We start from the raw sequence: 17,424 nt of genomic DNA on the forward strand, positions 1-17,424 counted from the left end.
CAAGGGTCATTGCACGGCTGCGGCAGTGAAGTAGCGGCCCCACTGCGAGGTCAGGAAACGCTCGAGTTCGGAACCGCTATCGGAGGCCGAACCTGTTGTACGCCATGCCACATGGCCGTCGGGGCGAACGAGCACCGCCCCGGTCTCACCCACCTCGTACAGGTGAATCAGCTCGTCACGATCGACACCTGCCGGTACTTCGGCAGAGATCAGAGCGACGCCGGGCCCGACATTCTCGAGTTCCGACACCACGCCTGCCCAACTGTCGCCGGCAAAGGTGAACAGCGACAACTTGTTCGGGGCGAGTGTCTCGTGCACCGGCACCTGCGCTCCGCCTACCGAGACCACCGCGTGTGGGAGTCTTGCCCCCGGGTATGTCGTGGGTAGATAATCGACCACGTCTTCGGCGGGTTCGACCGAGGGATCCCGTGCGATCAACGGACTGGCGTAGAGGTAGCCGAACTGCAAGCCGATCGACACGAAATGCTCGACCTGAAGTGGGATCGCGTCGGCGATCTCGCGACGAAGCCGAGCGGACCCGGGTGCATCGGGATCGACCTTCTGCGAGCGCGCCATCTGCCGCCGTGTCGCAGCGGCGGCCAGTGGCGCGATCAACTTCCCGGGGACCTTGTTCAGCGGCGGACGCCCCATCACCTGAGTGGCTTTCGCCAACATCTTGTTGGTGATGCCCACCCTCTTTCCGATGTCGTCCATCCGGAAATGGTTCGCCACACTCTGCTCGGCGAACTTCTCCACCACCGGACGGCGCTCGGTCTCGTAAGTGTCCAACAAAGACGGGGACGCGTTGCCGGACAGAACGGCGTCGAGCTTCCAAGCCAGATTGTGGGCATCCTGAACACCCGAGTTCAACCCGAAACCACCGGTGTGCGGAAACCGGTGCGCGGCATCGCCGAGCAGGAGCAGACGGCCACGACGGAACGCATCGGCGGTCTGTGAGGTCATCACCCACGTCCCGGTCGACTCCAGATCGAACTCGTGGTTTCCCAACACCTTCGGCAGCGTGCGTGACCAGTAGGCTCGACTGTCCTTGGCGATCTTCTGTTCGGGGTGCAGGTACGCCGTCATCAGGATGTATCGATGGTCGGCGTGCGCGATCATCACTCCGCACAACTCCGGCGTGAAGATCCAACTGAGCAGCGGCCGAGCGTCATCGGGAAAGAGTGTCTTCGAGGTGAAGAAGGCACTACCCATGTTCGCAAGGACCGGTCCGGTCAAGCCCACACCGGTGCCGTCTCGTGTCGCGCTGTTCGCACCGTCGCACGCCAGCACGTACTCGGCCTCGATCTCGGCTGCTCCGTTCGCGCAACGCCCGCGCACACGTGCACCGGACGAGTCGGTGTCGACGGACTCGACAGCGCATCCGCGTCGAAACTCGATCAGCGGTTCGGCGTCGAGCGCATCCCACAGTGCCGGCATCAGCAGATGCTGGCCGATGTGCGAGACCAGGAACGGACTCTGGCTCTCGACGATTGCCTTGCGCTCGGGATCCGAGAGTAGGTCGATGGACCCGATGGCCTCGTCCGCGAGATCCCCGTACCAGCTGATGAGGTTGACGGTCTCGTGCGGCGGCGACATCGCGGCGATCGATCGCGCCAGCTCGGGGCTGTATTCGTTCCAGATCTCGAGGGTGCGGGCGTTGATCACGTGCGCGGCGGGATGAAAGAGCGGCGCGTCTCGTCGCTCGAGCACGACACTGCGAATCCCTCTGCGCGCCAACAGCAAAGCGGCAGTGCAGCCGGCCGGTCCGGCCCCGACCACGACGATCGGCACGGTCATCGGACCACCGTCTCCTGCGCACCCAGATCGATGACTCCGTCGGCGGTCTTGATTCCGGCGGTGATCACATCGTCGACCGAGAGATACTTCGGATTCTTCGCCTGCCGGGCGAAGAAGAACTTCCACTTCAGCGCCGGCGGAATCAACTCACCGATCTTCTGCACGGCCTTGGGCGGCGCGGAAATGGCGGTGCCGATCGGTGTTCCGGTCAGGAGTACGTCACCGGCGGTCATGTTCTGGAAGCGCGCAAGCCGCGTGAGTGCCTCGGCCGGCGGAGTGATGAGATCGTTGCCGATCGTCTGGTCCTGGCGCGTCTCGCCGTTGACCGCCAGCGTCATGTGCAGCTCGGGGATTCGACGAAGCTCGTCGTTGTCCAACAGCACCAACCTGGGGCCGAGCGGGGTGAACGTGGGATACGACTTGCTCTCGTACACCTGGACTTTCGTCAACTGGATCTCTCGCGCGGACACGTCGTTCGCCACGATCACACCGGCTACGTAATCCGAGAGGTTCTCGTCGGTAACCGTCGTACCGATGGGAATCTCGGCACCGATGACGATTCCGAGTTCGATCTCGTAGTCCAGCAGCGCCACCTCGGGTGGCTGGCGGATGGGATCGAACGGGCCACTGACCGACGCCGAGGACTTGCGAAAGAATGTAGGCTGCAACGTGTTCGGATCGGAGCCTGCATCGATCGCGTGCGATCGATAATTGAGCAGTTGCGCCACCACCCGGCACGGTGTGGTGACCGGAGATACGAGCTCGAGCTCGTCGACACTCGACCCCGCACCCGATGTGCCGGTGATGGCGTCGCGATCGGCGAGAAGTTCGCGGGTGGTCTCGGCCGTCGTCTCGATACGGATTGCACGGTCGCCATCGAGGCGCCACCAGCCGTCGATGGTCCGGACTACGTTGACAGACATGTGAGTCTTTCTCCCCCTTGTTGGTTCAGCAGCTGATCAGGTCACAGAGTTTTCGGCGTGATGGTCTTCTTGTTCGCGACGACCGGATGCCCGGGCCGAGTTCCGGCCTCGCGTCGGCGAAGTTCTTCGTGCGGCACGCCGTTGCGCAGCTGGCTGAGCAAGTAGTCGGGATCGATGTTGACGCCGATCGGGTTCTGGGCGAACTCCTCGGTGAAGAAGAATGCCGCGGTGTTCTCGGCATCGAAGTTCTCGACCTGGAACTCGAGGCGCACTCCATCGGGATCCTCGTAGTAGAGCGAGATCGTCGGTCCGTGATTGATCGACCAGACGGGCAGAATGCCCAGCCGCTTGAGCCGCACGTAATTCTCCAGCAGTCGTTCGAGCGAGATGAACGTCAGCGCGATGTGGTCGATGCCGTACGCCTTACGCCTGAACTTGGCGAATGGGAACAGGAACCGGACGGGCTTCGGCACCGCAATGATTGCCAACCGGTGCGACTCGTCGTCCCAGGTCAGGAAGGTGATTCCCTCGTCCTGATAAACGATCTCGGCACCGAACACCGCTCCGTACCACCGCACCATCTCCTCGGTGCGAGCCGACTTGACCACCCAGTGGGCGATGAGATCGGGCGCCACCCTCGGCGCTTTCCGACTCCCTGCATCCTGCGTCGTACTCATCGAACGACCTTTCTTCGAATCACCTGTGTGTGACCGACGCTACGTCCACTTTGACTGCCAGTCAAGAATTTGAACGAGGGTCAGGAGGGTCCGCGGATGGTGCGCTAATGTCGGATCGGTGTCGACCAACCCGCCTCCCGGAGCCGAGCGGTCCCACCGTGCCCGCCCTCGCAAAGACCGTCGTCAAGCCCTGATCGACGCCGCGATCGAGCTACTGGCCGAGGGCAACAGCGCCGACATCAGCGCAGCGGCCATATCGCGTCGCGCTGGGGTGGCCCACGGGCTGCTGTTCTACTACTTCACCGACAAACAAGGCCTGGTCGCGGCCGCACTGGCCGACGTGTTGTCGAAGTTGTCGGACTTCCAGGAGCCGGCCGCCGACGAGGAGTCCGTACGGGCACGCATGGAGGGTTTCGTGCGACGCCACATCGAATTTCTCGAGCGCCACCGCGCGCTGTACGTCCGTGTGGTTCGGGAGGGAGAATTGGGCGATTCCGTCGTCGAACATGCCGTCCGAGAAGCACGGGCCGAGGGTGCGCTGCAGGTCGCAGCACTCGCCGAACTTCCGGAACCCTTGTCTCCGTTGCAAAGTGCCGCAATTTCGGGCTGGACCGGCTTTCTCGATCGGACCGCAGACGCGTACTTCGACACCCCTGATCTCCAACTCGACGCCGTCGTCGCGCTCGTGGTGGACACTTTCGAGGCGGTTGTGGGTGCGGCGCAGTCCCGACCCGACCCGACGACCTAGAGGTCAGGACGACCAAGTTTCGCAGCCCTGAACGGTCCGAAACCGTGCAACCTGCGCAGTCTGCAAAGCACTGCTTGCGCAACACGGGATGCGGCTGGTCCACTGTCCGTCATCGCAGCTCAGTTGCATCCCCTCGGCGATTCGAAACCCGAACGCCCGTCCGGACCGCAGGACCACACTCGGCCCCCTTCGTCCGCTCCGCCTTTTCTTGCCCCGGCACATTCGACGTCGATTCAGGAGCACCTGTCATGACCAGCATCAGTCCCGCCGACCGCCGCTCGCCCACCGGTGAACACCACGACCTGCACGAGCTCGCCCAGCGGGTGCTGTGGTTGTCGACGTCGATGATTCACCATGCCAACCGAATTCGGCCCAACCCGACCGGACTCAAGGTCGGCGGCCACCAAGCGTCCTGCGCGTCGATGGTCTCGATCATGACCTCACTGTGGTTCGAACAGCTGCAACCCGGCGACCGCGTGTCGGTCAAGCCTCATGCCTCGCCGGTGCTGCACGCCATCAACTACCTGCTGGGTGAGTTGGACCAGAAGTACCTGACGACACTCCGCGCCTACGGCGGTCTGCAGTCCTACCCCTCGCGGGCCAAGGACCCGGACACCGTCGACTACTCCACCGGATCCGTCGGCATCGGTGCCACGGCCCCGATCTGGGGAGCGATGTCCCGACGCTTCGTCGAGGACCGGTTCGGCCCGGAGGAATCCACACCGAAGACGCCCGGCTTCAGCGGACGGCAGTACTCGTTGGTCGGCGATGCGGAACTCGACGAAGGCGCGGTCTGGGAGGCAATCATCGACCCGGGCATTGCCGAGCTCGGCGAGATCGTCTGGATCGTCGACCTCAATCGTCAGTCCTTGGACCGAGTGGTCCCCAACATCGCTGCGCGTCGCCTCGAGAAGATGTTCGACGCCGCAGGCTGGCAGGTCATCACCGTCAAGTTCGGCCGGTTGCTCGAAGATCTGTTCGCCAAGCCGGGCGGCGATGCGCTGCGTACGCGCATTCTGGACATGCCGAATCCGGAATACCAACGCCTGCTGCGCTGCACCGCCGACGAGGTGCGCACCAGACTTCCCGGATCCGGCCCCGACGCCACTGCCATTGCCGACCTGATCGCCGATCTCGACGACACACTGCTGACCGAGTCGATTCGCAACCTCGGCGGACACGATCTGGATGCGTTGCGCGACGCCTACTCTCGCATCGACGACACCCGGCCCACCGTGATCGTCGCGTACACGGTCAAGGGATTCGGCCTGCCCACTCAGGGACATCCGCAGAACCATTCCTCGCTGTTGACCGTCGAGGAATACGCCGAACTCGCACGTACCCTCGGCACCGATCCCGAGCAGCCCTGGGGCCGCTTCGACACCGACAGCGGACCCGGTCGGCTGTGCGCTGCCACCGCGGAACGGATACGCCGCGAACCGATTCCGGCATCGACGCCACCTGCCGTCCCCACCGACATCGGACGCACCCCCAAGGGCACAGCCACTACGCAGGCCGCATTGGGTCGCACCCTGATCGACCTGACCCGGGAGGCTCCCGACGCGGCTCGACGCATCGTCACGGTCAGCCCCGACGTCAGTTCGACCACAAACCTCGGCGGTTGGGTCAACAAGGTCGGCGTGTGGTCGTCGTCGGATCGACACGACTGGTTCGGCGACGACGCCGAGACGATCATGCACTGGCGCGAAGGACCGTCCGGTCAGCACATGGAACTCGGTATCGCAGAGACCAACCTGGTCGGCCTGATGGGCGAGCTCGGTGCCACGTGGAGCCGTTGGGGGGAGCCTCTGTTCCCGATCGGCGTCATGTACGACCCCTTCGTCGAGCGCGCACTAGAGCCGTGGTCGTACGGCATCTACGCGGGTGGCCAATCGATTCTGGTCGGAACGCCGTCGGGAGTCACCCTGGCCGCGGAAGGTGGTGCACACCAGTCGATCAAGACCCCGTCCATCGGATTGGAACAGCCCGGCTGCATCACCTACGAGCCCGCATTCGCCATCGACGTCGAATGGACACTGCTCGCGAGCATCGGTCGACTCGGACGCCCCGACGGAACCTCGGCATACCTGCGTCTGTCGACACGTCCCGTCGACCAGTCGAAGGCTGACGTCCCGAGCGATCCGGCTGCACGGGAACGCAGGCGTCGTCAGGTCGTTGCAGGCGGTTACCCACTGGTGCGCCGAGACGGAGCGACGGTGACCATCGCAGCGATGGGAGCGTTGATGACCGAAGCCCTGGACGCCGCAGAGCGTTTGGAGCAGATCGGCGTCATCGCGGACGTTCTGTGCATCACCAGCCCGGGCGAGCTCTACCGCGCGCTGCAGGCCAGGCAAGGACACCACGTCGGCGAATCCTGGATTCTCGATCAACTGCTGCCCGCCGAGCGAGCGACCCCGATGGTGACGGTGCTCGACGGACATCCGCACACCCTCGCATTCCTCGCTACCGTCAACCGGGTTGCGTCGACGTCGTTGGGCGTCAGCAACTTCGGACAGGTGGGCTCACTCGACGAGGTGTACAAGCACCACCGAATCGACACCGATTCCATCGTCGGGGCAGCTCTCGACGTGACAGGTCAGTGACAGATCCATTCCGACAGCGAAGGCAGCCATGACAGCGACAGTCACGACCACCACTGTTGCGATGCCCTCGCTCGGTGAGAACATTGCCAAGACCGCGGCCGACCGCGTCGAAAAGCTGCCGCGCATCCGGCGGACCATCGCAACCCGGATGGTTCGATCCCTGCAGACCGCAGCTCAATTGACGACTGTCGTGGAAGCCGAGGTGTCCTCGATGGCGCGGGTACGCCGCGAGAACAAGGACGCGTTTCTGAGCCGCACCGGACACAAGCTGTCGTATCTGCCGTTCTTCGTAGCAGCCGCGGTGGAGTCGTTGGCGGACAACCCCGTCGTCAACTCCGCACTCGACGCCGACGTCACCACCGTGACCTATCACGGTGCCTGCCATCTCGGAATGGCCGTCGACGGCCCGAAGGGGTTGATGGTCCCGGTCATCCGGAATGCGCAGGCGCTTTCGATCACCGCCCTTGCGGCCGAAATCGCCAGTGCTGCAGAGAAAGTGCGCAGCGGCACTGTCACCGCGGACGACCTCTCCGGGGGCACCTTCACCATCACCAACACCGGAAGCCGCGGCGCACTGTTCGACACGCCCATCATCAATCAACCGCAATCGGCGATCCTGGGTTTCGGCTCGGTCGTCGAACGTGTGGTGCCCGTCCGAGACGCCACAGGAAACTTGACCATCACCGCGGTTCCGACCGTGTACCTCTCGCTGTCGTACGACCACCGCATCGTCGACGGTGCCGATGCTGCCCGCTACCTCGGCGACGTCAAGAGTCGGCTCGAAAAGGGTTACGCTGCTGATCTTCTCGACTGACGAGTCGAACTGTCCGATCGCCCCGCTCGCAAGTGCGGGGCGATCGGCGTTTCACCCGAGGTACTCCGCGAGTCCGTTCAGGGTGGCGGTGAGCTTCTTCTTGAACGTTCCCTGCAGCGCCTTGCCCACCACTCCGAACAACAACGGACTGGTCACCTCCAGCTCCAGGGTGACGGCAGAGCCGCTTCCGCGAGCGGCGCAGTTCATCGAGAGCCGGATCTTCGATCCAGTGGACCCGGCACCCACCAGGACCAGCGCCTCCGGTGCACGCAGACTTTCGACCTGGAACTCGATGGTATCGGTGATGCTCGCGATCTTGATCTTCTCGACCATCGTCGACCCGACTTCGAGGTCCCTCGGGGGCGTCTCCACCCACTCCTCGTGCAGGGCATGCCACTTCTCGAAGGTGCTGACGTCGGACAGAGTTGCCCACACCTCGTTCTGAGAGGCGGGCAGTTCCTGCGTCATGGTGATGTTCAGCATCCGGGTTCCTTCGCTCGAAGACGGTGTTTCACAACTACGCCACATTGTTGATCGCAAGTCAATATTGACCTGAAGTCAAATAGGGCTTAGCTTCATGAGACACGCCTCACAGCCATGGGGCCGAACGAAAGACGAGCCATGACGACGACCGAAGCGCTATCCGTTGCAACCGCCACCGATGTGATCGCCAATCTTCGAGCTCTCGTACCCGACCTGAAGGCCGGAGCAGCCGAAAACGAGAAGGCGCGACGCCTCTCCGAGGACACCGTCGATGCCCTCCGCCGCGCAGGCGCATTTCGGATTGCAGCACCGGCGAAGTTCGGCGGACTCGAGACCGATCTGCGCACCATGCTCGACGTCTCGGCGATCATCGCCGAAGGTGACGCGGGTGCCTCCTGGGTCACCACCCTGTCCAACGTGAACAACTGGGCTGCAGGCCTTTACAGTGACCAGGCTCAGGCCGAGATCTACGCGAACGGACCGGACGCCGTCATTGCCGGCGTCGTCACCCCGGGCGGCACTGCCCGCAAGGTCGAGGGCGGCTATCAGCTCACAGGCACCTGGCCCTATGCCTCGGCCAGCCTGCACTCGGAGTGGTTCACCGGCGGAATCATCATCAACGACGAAGACGGCGACATGCTGGACCAAGGCATGGCATTGCTGCCCCGCTCGGACTACCGCATCGACGACACCTGGTACGTAGCTGGCATGCGCGCTTCCGGCAGCAACACCGTCGTTGCAGAGGACGTATTCGTCCCCGAACACCGCATGCTCTCGATGATTCCGGCGTTCAGCGGTGCCAACGTGGCGGAGCGTACCGACTCCGCGTTCGCTCGCTCGGCTTTCGGCCCCATGCTCGTCATGGTGCTCGTCGGACCGCAGCTCGGAATGGGACGTGCTGCAGTCGAACTCGTCAGAACGAAGGCGTCACAGAAGGCCTTGGCCTACACGGTGTTCGACCGGCAGGCCGATTCGGTGGCCTTCCAGATGCTGCTCGCCGAAGCCGCATTGAAAGTCGACACTGCGCACCTGCACGCCTACCGCGCAGCAGAAGACGTCAAGCGTTGGGCCGAGGCCGGTGAGTACCCGGACCTGCTCTCCCGCGCCCGCGTTCGCGGCGACGCGGCCGTTGCGCTACGAAGCATCAACGAGGCACTGAACATGCTCGTCGACGCCACCGGCGCCGGAGCCTTCGCCGAAGTGAATGCTCTGCAACGTATTTGGCGTGACTCGAGTGTCGGTGCCCGCCATGCCGTCATGCTGCCGCGAGTGTCGATCGAGACCTACGGCAAGGCGCTGCTCGGCTTCGATCTGCACGACCACATCACCCCGATCATCTGATGACGCCCTAGGCTCGTACCGAGCCCTCGGTGACAGCCGGACGGGCAGGCCCAGGCAGATTGGACATTCGGTGCCAGATCGTTCCGCCAAGCCGGTTGCCCGAGTCAACCGGGCCACCGCCCGAGCTGCCGAAACTCGGCAGCGAATCGTCGACGCAGCGGCGAGCCTGTTCGCGGAGGCCGACTACGACAAGGTCGCCGTCTCGGACATCGTCGAGTCGGCCGACGTTGCCCACGGCCTCCTGTTCCACTATTTCGGTAACAAGAGGGGCATCTACCTCGAGGCGATGCGGGCCACCGCCGCGGCCATGTCGGAGGCCTTCGCAGACATTCCCGATTCGACACCCGACGTCCAGATTCGGGCGGCCCTGACCAGCCACCTGAACTATCTCAGCCTGCACCGCGGGCTGGCATTACGAATGGTGTTGGGCGGCAGAGGCGCCGACCCCGAAGCATGGGAAGTTTTCGAGAGTGCCCGAACCGCAGTGCTGGCGGCAGCGGCCACGCAACTCGGATTCGACGCGGAGAACGCCAGCGTCAGACTCGTCGGGCACAGCATCGTCGCGGCAATCGACGGCGCGACGGCCCGATGGCTCGAAGAGGACGTCAGCGTCGACATCGAGCAGATGGTGGATTGGCTGGTGCACCTCATCGTTGCGTGCCTGCGCACCGCCCCGGTCCTGGATCCCACCCTCGATGTAGACGACGCAATCGAGACAATCCTCGGAACCGGCTAGCCCACTACTGTGTCGGCATGACGTGGCGATACGCGACAAGACTGTTCCTTGTCGTTGCCGTCAACTCAACGGCTACGCCCCACTTCAAGCCTCGGCAGAAATTCTGTCTGAATTTCGGTAGGGGCGGTGATGTGAAACCCCAGGCATCGGCCGAACGCGGCTTCTTTCTGGTAGACACGCCGTGTGCTCTCCTACTCCCGTTCGATGTCCGCTGTCGTCTGCTGCCTCGCGGTAGCAGTGACAGCGGGGTGTGGCCCCGCCAACGATCCCGACACCACGCTCGGTGAACTGACGACAACCACCGCCCAGGCCCCGCAGTACGACCTGACGGGCGTGCCGGGCACTGTTCTCCAATACGAGGACTTCGGTGAGCGATCCGCCGAACTTTCGAACACAGGCGCAACGCTGTATCGCTTCGTGTACGAGTCGACGTCGGGTGTCGACGGTTCCCCGGCGGCGGTATCCGGTGTAGCGGCCGTTCCGGCAGGCACCGCACCCGAGGGCGGCTGGCCGATCGTCGTCTACGGGCACGGCACCACCGGCATACAGGCCGACTGCGGACCCACCCTGTATCCCGACCTGATCGGGTACCAATTCGCAGTGCAGGATTTCACCGCACTCGGGTACGTCACCGTGCTCCCCGACTACCAGGGACTGGGCACCGGCGGTGGAACGCACCCGTACCTGGAACCGCGAACCACCGGCAACAACATGATCGACGCGGCCCGCGCAGTCCACAATGCGCTGCCCGAGACGTCCGCACGCTGGGCCGCAGTCGGCCTGTCGCAGGGTGGCCAAGCAGCATGGGCTGCAAACGAACTCGCTGCCTCGTACGGCCAGGGGCTCGACCTCGTCGGATCGGTATCGCTCTCACCACCGACCGACCTGACGCCTCTCGTTCGATCCGGTATGGACGGAACTCTCACCACACCGCAGAAGGAACTGTTGCCGTACTTGCTCTACGGCGCACAGCAAGTGGACCCCGCCATCGATCCTAAGGACTACAGCGGCAGCGTCGCCGAGGCCAACAACGAGCTGCTGCTCACCTGCCAGGGCGGAGACACAGAAGGCAAGGCTCGGGCAGTCCAGGCGATGGCGCCGGACGAGTTCGCCGCCGACTCGGCAGAATCGGAGCAGAAGCTCCTCGACGTCGTCGGACGTTATACATTGCCGCAAGTGAGGAGCGAGGTGCCGATGTTCGTGGCCTACGGTGCAAAGGACGATATCGTGTTACCCCAGTGGACTGCCGAAGGCGTCGAAAGAGCATGTGCCCTAGGCGATTCAATCGTAGCGCAGGAACAGCCCGAGCAAGGCCACGATGTCAGCGACGAAGCGGCCATGCAGTTCCTGGCCGCCGTGTTCGCGGGCCAGTCGGTGCCCAGCACATGCTGACGAGCGGCTCCTCGGTGGAGCGAATCACCGAGTACACCCACGACGGTCTGGTGTTCGACGTCATCGATCAGGGACCGCTGGACGGCCCGGTTGTGTTGCTATTGCACGGCTTTCCCGAGCGAGCGTCGTCGTGGTCCGCAGTGATGACGATCCTGAACGATGCCGGTTTCCGGACTGTCGCACCGGATCAGCGCGGATACTCACCGCGCGCCCGGCCGACGCGGCGTCGCGACTATCGTGTCGGAGCATTGGTGGGCGACGTCGTCGCTCTCATCGACAGGATCGGGACTCCGGTACATCTGGTGGGGCACGACTGGGGAGCGAACATCGCATGGGTCACCGCAGGCCGACGACCCGACCTGGTGTTGTCGCTGACGGCATTCTCGGTTCCCCACCCCGGTGCGTTCATGACCGGCTTTTTCAACTCGAAGCAAATACTGCACTCCTGGTACTTCGCGTTCTTCCAGTTGCCGATACTGCCCGAGAAATGGATGACGCGGCCCGGCGAGAGAGCCGAAAAGTGGTACAGGGCAAGCGGCATGGCCGAAGAGGACCTCGAACGCACGAAGACGGACATCGTCGACTACGGCGCGCTGCCCTTCGCTGTCACCTGGTACCGCGGACTGCCGTTCTCGAACCCGGGCATCGGTCGTCTGCGCATCACCGTGCCGACCTCGATGGTGTGGAGTGACGGCGACACCTTCATCGGCCGTGCTGCCGTCGACACCACCCAGAGGTATGTCGATGCGGCGTACACGCTGACAGTGCTGCCCGGGATCTCGCATTGGATTCCGACGCAGGCCCCCGATGCGGCTGCCGCCGCAGTGATGCGGTCGATTGCTTCCCATGGCATTTGACCGCACCACTGCCGCAGGCCTGCTCGCCGAGCTGGTCACGCAACGCACCGTGTCCGGAGACCCGGTGCCGCAGCGTTCCTCCATGGATGCCGTCGTCTCCGTACTCTCGGCACACACAACCGGCATCGCGGTCGAGGGACATCGCGACGGCCCGCACCCGTGGCTGTTGATCACCAATGATGCGCCTCCAACGGCGGCGAGGCTGATGTTCGCCTGCCACGTCGATACCGTCCCGGCGGGCGATCTCTCGAACTGGCAGTTCGATCCGTTCGCCGCAGACGTCGAAGACGGTGTGTTGCGGGGCCGAGGTACGTCCGACATGAAGGCAGGCCTCGTGGCCGCTACGGCCGCTGTGCTCGACGCCTTCGAAAACGGTGTTCCCGCAGCGCTGTTGCTCACCAGCGACGAGGAAATCGGATCGCTCGGCGCACTTGCCGCTCGTCACGCCGTGGCCGAATGTTCGGTGGGTGCGGTGGTGGTGCCCGAGGCAACAGGAAATCAGGTACATCTGGGCCATCGCGGTGCCTTGTGGGTCGACGTCACAACCAAAGGTATTGCTGCACATGGCAGTACACCGCAGCGAGGCGAGAGCGCCATCATGAAGCTCGTCGACGTCCTGGCACGGGCTCGCGACGAACTCCCGTTGTCGACGGATGCGTTCCTGGGCGCAGAGACGTTCAACGTCGGGATGATCGACGGTGGATCGGCCCCCAACATCGTTCCCGACACCGCACACGTCGTCGTCGATCATCGAACCGTCGGTGACGGCTCGACACTGCTGTCGTGGTGGCGCGATCAACCCGAGGTCGACCACGTCGAGGCGCGAATCGACCTGCCCGGCGTGAGGACGGCGGGTGGAAACAGCTGGGTCGACGAGCTACCGCACTCCGTTGCGCCAGAACCGGTCACGTACTTCACCGACGCATCCATCATCGCCGCGGCGGCCCCCGGTGCGCCGATCGTGGTGTGGGGACCGGGGACGCCGGCCCTGATGCATGCCGCCGACGAAACCGTCGCACTCGAGGAACTCGATGCCGCCATCACCGCCTACACCGCAGTGACGCGCGCCTGGCCTACCGTCGACTGACGCACCACCAACTCCGGCTGCAGAGCGATGTGCGCAGTACCCGTCTCGTCGCTGTTCATCGCCTGATCCAACAGCCGAGTGGCCTCCGCCGCGATGCGTTCCTGCGGCTGCCGGACGGTCGTCAGAGGCGGATTGCTCAACGCCGAGAACGGTATGTCGTCGAACCCGGTCACCATGACATCAGCGGGAACCGACAAGCCCAGCGCCTGGCAACTCTGCAGAACGCCGAGTGCAATCAGATCGTCTGCACACACCACCGCGTCGGGACGTGAAGACGCTCCGAGCATCGACCGCGAGGACTCACGTCCCCAGTCGATCGAGTAGTCGCCCAACAGCGTCCACTCCTCTCGCGTCTCGATTCCCACTCTCTGCGCGTGACGGAAGAAGCCGGCCCGACGCAGCTCGGTCGACGAGTTGGTCAGCTCGGAACTGATGAAGGCTGCACTCCGAACACCCAGCGCAGCAAGATGATCCATGACCAGCGCCTGCGCAGCATCGTCGTCGACGCCGACCCAGTCGGTGTGGGTGTCGAGCGCGAAGCGGTCGAGTTGAACGACAGGAATGGCGCGGGCCGTGGTGCGCACGGCCTCTGCGGACCGCTCCCCGTGGCACGGGCTGATGATGATGCCGTCGACCTGACGCGAGACCAAGCTGCGCAACCTCTGCGCTTCGACCTCCGGATCGGATCGGGAATCGCACAGGAAGAGTTGCAGGCCACGCTGCGACAGCACGTGCTCGACGTTGACGACGAGCGAGGTGAAGAAGGGGTTGGCAATGCTCGGCACCACCATGCCGACCGTGTCCGTTCTGTTGCGGCGCAGCGAACTGGCAATGATGTTGCCCGAATATCCCAGATCCTCGGCCGCCTGCCGGATGGTGGCAGCGATCTCCTCCGAGACCGGACGTGAGCCCGACAGTGCTCGAGACACCGTGGCCGTCGAGACACCTGCGCGCTCGGCAACGTCGCGAATGGTTGCTTTACGCATCCAACTCCTACTCTCACGTGAGGACCCGAGGTTATCGAACCGCGCAGTCGCTTGCGTTGCTGTTTACACAGTAGAGGTAATCGTTTACATAAACGACTCCGGAATTCCTTGACATGGATGGGTGTCGATCCTTTACGGTGCATACATGCGAGGTAATCGATTACATGCCCTCGCCCGACGATCACCCGAGGAGTTCCCTACGTGAGTACGTCCCTGTCGGACCAGCACCCCGAGCAATCGCTGGGAGTCTTCCCGACCAAGCCGTCGGCTCTGGCCGAGATCTTCACCTCGGCACCAGCGCTCATCGGTGCCATTCACCTGCCCGCTCTACCCGGCAGCCCGCATTACAAGGGTCAACCCGTCTCCGAGATCTCGGCATTCGCCCTGGCAGAGGCACACGCGTACATCGACAACGGCTTCGACGGTGTCATCGTCGAGAACCATTGGGACATACCGTTCCTCAAGCCGGGCGAACATGGCTACGAAACCGCGGCCAGCATGGGCGTGGTCACGGCCGCCGTCGTCGGCGACTTCGGCAACCGAGTCGGCGTGAGCATCCTGTCCAATGCCGGCGAATGCGGCGTGGCCGCAGCGTGGGCAGCGGGCGCGAGCTTCGTGCGCGTCAACCAGTGGGCCAACGCCTACATCGCCAACGAAGGATTCATCGAGGGCCAGGCCGCCAAGACCACCCGCTTCCGTCACCGCATCGGTGCCGATCCGGTCAAGATCTTCGCCGACGTGCACGTCAAGCACGGCGCACATGCCATCGTCGCGGACCGCACCATCGCCGAGCAGACCGAGGACGCCGAGTTCTTCGACGCCGACGTCCTCATCGCCACCGGCTCACGAACCGGAGATGCCGCCTCGGTCGACGAGGTCTCGGTGATCAAGAACAACACGATGCTTCCGGTCATCATCGGCTCCGGCATCACCGCCGCCAACGTGGGCGACCTCATGAAGGAATGCGACGGTGCCATCATCGCCTCCTCGGTGAAGGAGAACGCTCGCTGGTGGGGACGCGTCGCAGGCGAGAAGGTTCGCGCCGTGGCCCGCGCGGCAGGCAAATAGCCATGATCGTCTTCTTTGGCTACGCCAACAACGATGTGACGGTGCATGTTCCGCATGTTCCAGTTCTGGGCGAGCGAGTGCAGGCAACGGCCATCGACTCGATCGACGGCGGCATGAACGCGAACGCCGCGGTAGCCGCAGCCCGTATGGGTGCCCGCGTAGCCTTCGCTGGCGCAGTGGGCCCAGACGCCCGATCCACCGAGTTTCTCGCCGGGCTCAAGCACGACGGAGTCGACACCAGCTGGGCACCGCGTGACGCATTCCTCTCCACCGCAGTCGTTCTCATCGCCGACGGAGGCGACCGTTCGATCATCAGCCAGGACGACGCCAACGACGCACACCGACTGACGACCGTCCTCGACGCCCTCTCCATCGATGGCGGACGACTGTTCGTCGACGGCTACCGAGCAGAGATGCTCCCACCCGAACTACCCGACAACGTCAGCCTGGCCATCGACCTCGACGGCTGCGACGATCTCGACGCCGCACTGCGCGCTTTTGCCCTCGCCGATCACGTCATCGTCGGACGCAGTCTGTGGCAGAACAACTTCGGCATCGATGCCGAACGGTGGTCGATGCTGACCGCCCAGCACGACACCCACCTCGTCGTCACCGACGGCGAACACGGATGGACCCTGGTGACACCCTCGGGTGAGACGATCACCGAACCCGCAGTATCGGTCGACGTCGTCGATGCCGTCGGCGCCGGAGACTGCTTCTGCGGTACGTACATCGCCTTCGTCGACGCAGGCGAACCTCCCGCTCGCGCAGCCCGACTCGCCGGAGCGTCGGCAGCTCTCGCCTGCGCGACGGCCGGACCACGCGGATGCCCCAGCATCACCGAACTCAACGAATTCACCGCCACCCTCGCTACTGTCGATCTTCAGGAGATCCGATGATCAAACGCGCACTTCCCCTCGTTCTCGGTGCGGCACTTGCCCTCACCCTCGTATCCTGTGACTCCGCCTCCACCAGCGACACATCGGGCGGCACCGACGCGGCCGCGTCGTCCATTCCGGATCCGTCCCGAGTCGCCGACACGTGCGACGGCAAGAACGGCAGCCTGAAGGTCGGTCTGGTCACGATCAACCTGCAGGCGCTGTTCTTCAACCAGATCAACAACGCCGCCCAGAAGGTGGCCGACGAAGCCGGGGTCGATCTCCAGATCATCAGCGGAAACGATGATTCCGTCACGCAGGCCAACGCGTTCGACAACCTCATCGCCTCCGGTGTCGACGCCATCATCGTCGACGCCATCGACACCGACGGCATCAAGCCATCCGTCGCCAAGGCCGCCGCAGCAGGTATCCCGGTGGTCGCCGTCGACGCCACCGTCGACGCCCCTGGCGTCTCCACCCAGGTCGGCACCGCGAACGCCGAGGGTGGCGCTCAGATCGGCAACACCCTCACCGAACTCGCGAACAACACCGGGACCGTCGGCATCGTCGGTGCGCTCAACAGCACCATTCAGCTCGAGCGTCAGAAGGGATTCACCGACACCGTCTCCGCTGCAGGCATGACCGTCGGAACCGTTGTCGACGGTCGCAACATCCAGGAGAACGCGCAGACCGCCGCGGAGAACCTGCTCACCGGCAACCCGGATATGGAGTACGTCTATGCCACCGGTGAACCGGCACTCATCGGGCTGGTTGCCGCAGTGAACAGCCAGAGCGCACAGGACCGGATCAAGGCCGTCGGCTGGGACCTGTCGGATCAGGCAGTGTCGGCACTGCAGGCCGGCTGGCTCGAAGGCGTCGTGCAGCAGAACACCTTCGAGTTCGGTTACGAAGCAATGAATGCCGCCATCGACCTCGGCTGCGGACGCACCGCACCTGCGGACATCCCGGTTCCCACGCAGATCGTCACCCCCGCCAACGTGGGCGACTACATGTACTACCTGGAGAAGTAGCCC

At 64.1% G+C, this 17,424-nt stretch carries 15 protein-coding genes and 1 pseudogene; 11 read left to right on the forward strand and 5 right to left on the reverse strand.

The annotated features are described in order from the left end of the window. Positions 1-6 precede the first annotated feature (6 nt). Genes CH294_RS06850 through CH294_RS06860 form a run of 3 tightly spaced genes read right to left on the reverse strand, consistent with a single transcriptional unit; the run spans position 7 to position 3,397 of the window. Positions 7-1,797, reverse strand: coding sequence for an FAD-dependent oxidoreductase (locus CH294_RS06850; protein ID WP_094737440.1), 1,791 nt, complete (start codon positions 1,795-1,797; stop codon positions 7-9). Next, on the reverse strand, positions 1,794-2,720 hold the full coding sequence (locus CH294_RS06855) for a fumarylacetoacetate hydrolase family protein (protein ID WP_094737441.1): 927 nt from the start codon (positions 2,718-2,720) through the stop codon (positions 1,794-1,796). Before CH294_RS06855 ends, CH294_RS06850 begins: the two co-directional genes overlap by 4 nt. Before the next feature lie 41 nt (positions 2,721-2,761). Continuing rightward, on the reverse strand, positions 2,762-3,397 hold the full coding sequence (locus CH294_RS06860) for a VOC family protein (protein ID WP_032405324.1): 636 nt from the start codon (positions 3,395-3,397) through the stop codon (positions 2,762-2,764). Positions 3,398-3,515: 118 nt separating this feature from the next. Between CH294_RS06860 and CH294_RS06865 the strand changes: the two genes are divergently transcribed. From CH294_RS06865 to CH294_RS06875, 3 genes and pseudogenes are all read left to right on the forward strand, one after another. Next, positions 3,516-4,145, forward strand: a complete 630-nt coding sequence (locus CH294_RS06865) for a TetR/AcrR family transcriptional regulator (protein ID WP_032405323.1) — start codon at positions 3,516-3,518, stop codon at positions 4,143-4,145. Between the two features lie 248 nt (positions 4,146-4,393). Further along, positions 4,394-6,748, forward strand: coding sequence for a pyruvate dehydrogenase (locus tag CH294_RS06870; protein WP_094737442.1), 2,355 nt, complete (start codon positions 4,394-4,396; stop codon positions 6,746-6,748). Positions 6,749-6,854: 106 nt separating this feature from the next. Beyond that, positions 6,855-7,562: pseudogene (locus tag CH294_RS06875) on the forward strand (2-oxo acid dehydrogenase subunit E2); the annotation flags it as partial. Positions 7,563-7,613: 51 nt separating this feature from the next. Here the strand turns inward: CH294_RS06875 and CH294_RS06880 are convergent. Continuing rightward, on the reverse strand, positions 7,614-8,045 hold the full coding sequence (locus tag CH294_RS06880) for an SRPBCC family protein (protein ID WP_170944620.1): 432 nt from the start codon (positions 8,043-8,045) through the stop codon (positions 7,614-7,616). A gap of 138 nt (positions 8,046-8,183) precedes the next feature. Here CH294_RS06880 and CH294_RS06885 point away from each other — a divergent pair, with 138 nt between their 5' ends. The 5 genes from CH294_RS06885 to CH294_RS06905 all read left to right on the forward strand — a co-directional run bounded on the left by CH294_RS06885 (position 8,184) and on the right by CH294_RS06905 (position 13,458). Beyond that, positions 8,184-9,386, forward strand: coding sequence for an oxidoreductase (locus CH294_RS06885; RefSeq protein ID WP_094737445.1), 1,203 nt, complete (start codon positions 8,184-8,186; stop codon positions 9,384-9,386). Positions 9,387-9,456: 70 nt separating this feature from the next. Then, on the forward strand, positions 9,457-10,122 hold the full coding sequence (locus tag CH294_RS06890; RefSeq protein WP_170944621.1) for a TetR/AcrR family transcriptional regulator: 666 nt from the start codon (positions 9,457-9,459) through the stop codon (positions 10,120-10,122). A gap of 204 nt (positions 10,123-10,326) precedes the next feature. Next, complete coding sequence (locus tag CH294_RS06895; RefSeq protein ID WP_141216467.1) at positions 10,327-11,514, forward strand: lipase family protein; 1,188 nt, start codon at positions 10,327-10,329, stop codon at positions 11,512-11,514. Continuing rightward, positions 11,508-12,371: an alpha/beta fold hydrolase gene (locus CH294_RS06900; protein ID WP_094737448.1), complete on the forward strand. Its 864-nt coding sequence runs from the start codon at positions 11,508-11,510 to the stop codon at positions 12,369-12,371. Before CH294_RS06895 ends, CH294_RS06900 begins: the two co-directional genes overlap by 7 nt. Then, entirely contained in the window at positions 12,361-13,458 is a 1,098-nt protein-coding gene (locus CH294_RS06905) for a M20/M25/M40 family metallo-hydrolase (protein ID WP_094737449.1), read from the forward strand. The genes CH294_RS06900 and CH294_RS06905 overlap by 11 nt, the downstream gene beginning before the upstream one ends. Here CH294_RS06905 and CH294_RS06910 read toward each other — a convergent pair. Next, positions 13,419-14,444, reverse strand: coding sequence for a LacI family DNA-binding transcriptional regulator (locus CH294_RS06910; protein ID WP_094737450.1), 1,026 nt, complete (start codon positions 14,442-14,444; stop codon positions 13,419-13,421). The genes CH294_RS06905 and CH294_RS06910 overlap by 40 nt on opposite strands. Before the next feature lie 201 nt (positions 14,445-14,645). Here CH294_RS06910 and CH294_RS06915 point away from each other — a divergent pair, with 201 nt between their 5' ends. From CH294_RS06915 to CH294_RS06925, 3 genes are read left to right on the forward strand one after another with little or no spacing between them, the layout of a single operon-like run. Further along, positions 14,646-15,512, forward strand: a complete 867-nt coding sequence (locus CH294_RS06915; RefSeq protein ID WP_230592645.1) for a BtpA/SgcQ family protein — start codon at positions 14,646-14,648, stop codon at positions 15,510-15,512. Between the two features lie 2 nt (positions 15,513-15,514). Beyond that, the gene (locus CH294_RS06920) at positions 15,515-16,411 is read left to right on the forward strand and encodes a PfkB family carbohydrate kinase (protein WP_094737451.1); all 897 of its coding nucleotides are present in this window, start codon (positions 15,515-15,517) and stop codon (positions 16,409-16,411) included. Continuing rightward, positions 16,408-17,421 carry a substrate-binding domain-containing protein gene (locus CH294_RS06925; protein WP_032405317.1) on the forward strand — a complete coding sequence of 338 codons (1,014 nt, stop codon included), beginning with the start codon at positions 16,408-16,410 and terminating at the stop codon, positions 17,419-17,421. Before CH294_RS06920 ends, CH294_RS06925 begins: the two co-directional genes overlap by 4 nt. Positions 17,422-17,424: the final 3 nt, after the last annotated feature.

The sequence above is a fragment of the Rhodococcus sp. 14-2483-1-1 genome (genome assembly GCF_002259335.1).
In the GTDB taxonomy this organism is placed as follows: domain Bacteria; phylum Actinomycetota; class Actinomycetes; order Mycobacteriales; family Mycobacteriaceae; genus Rhodococcoides.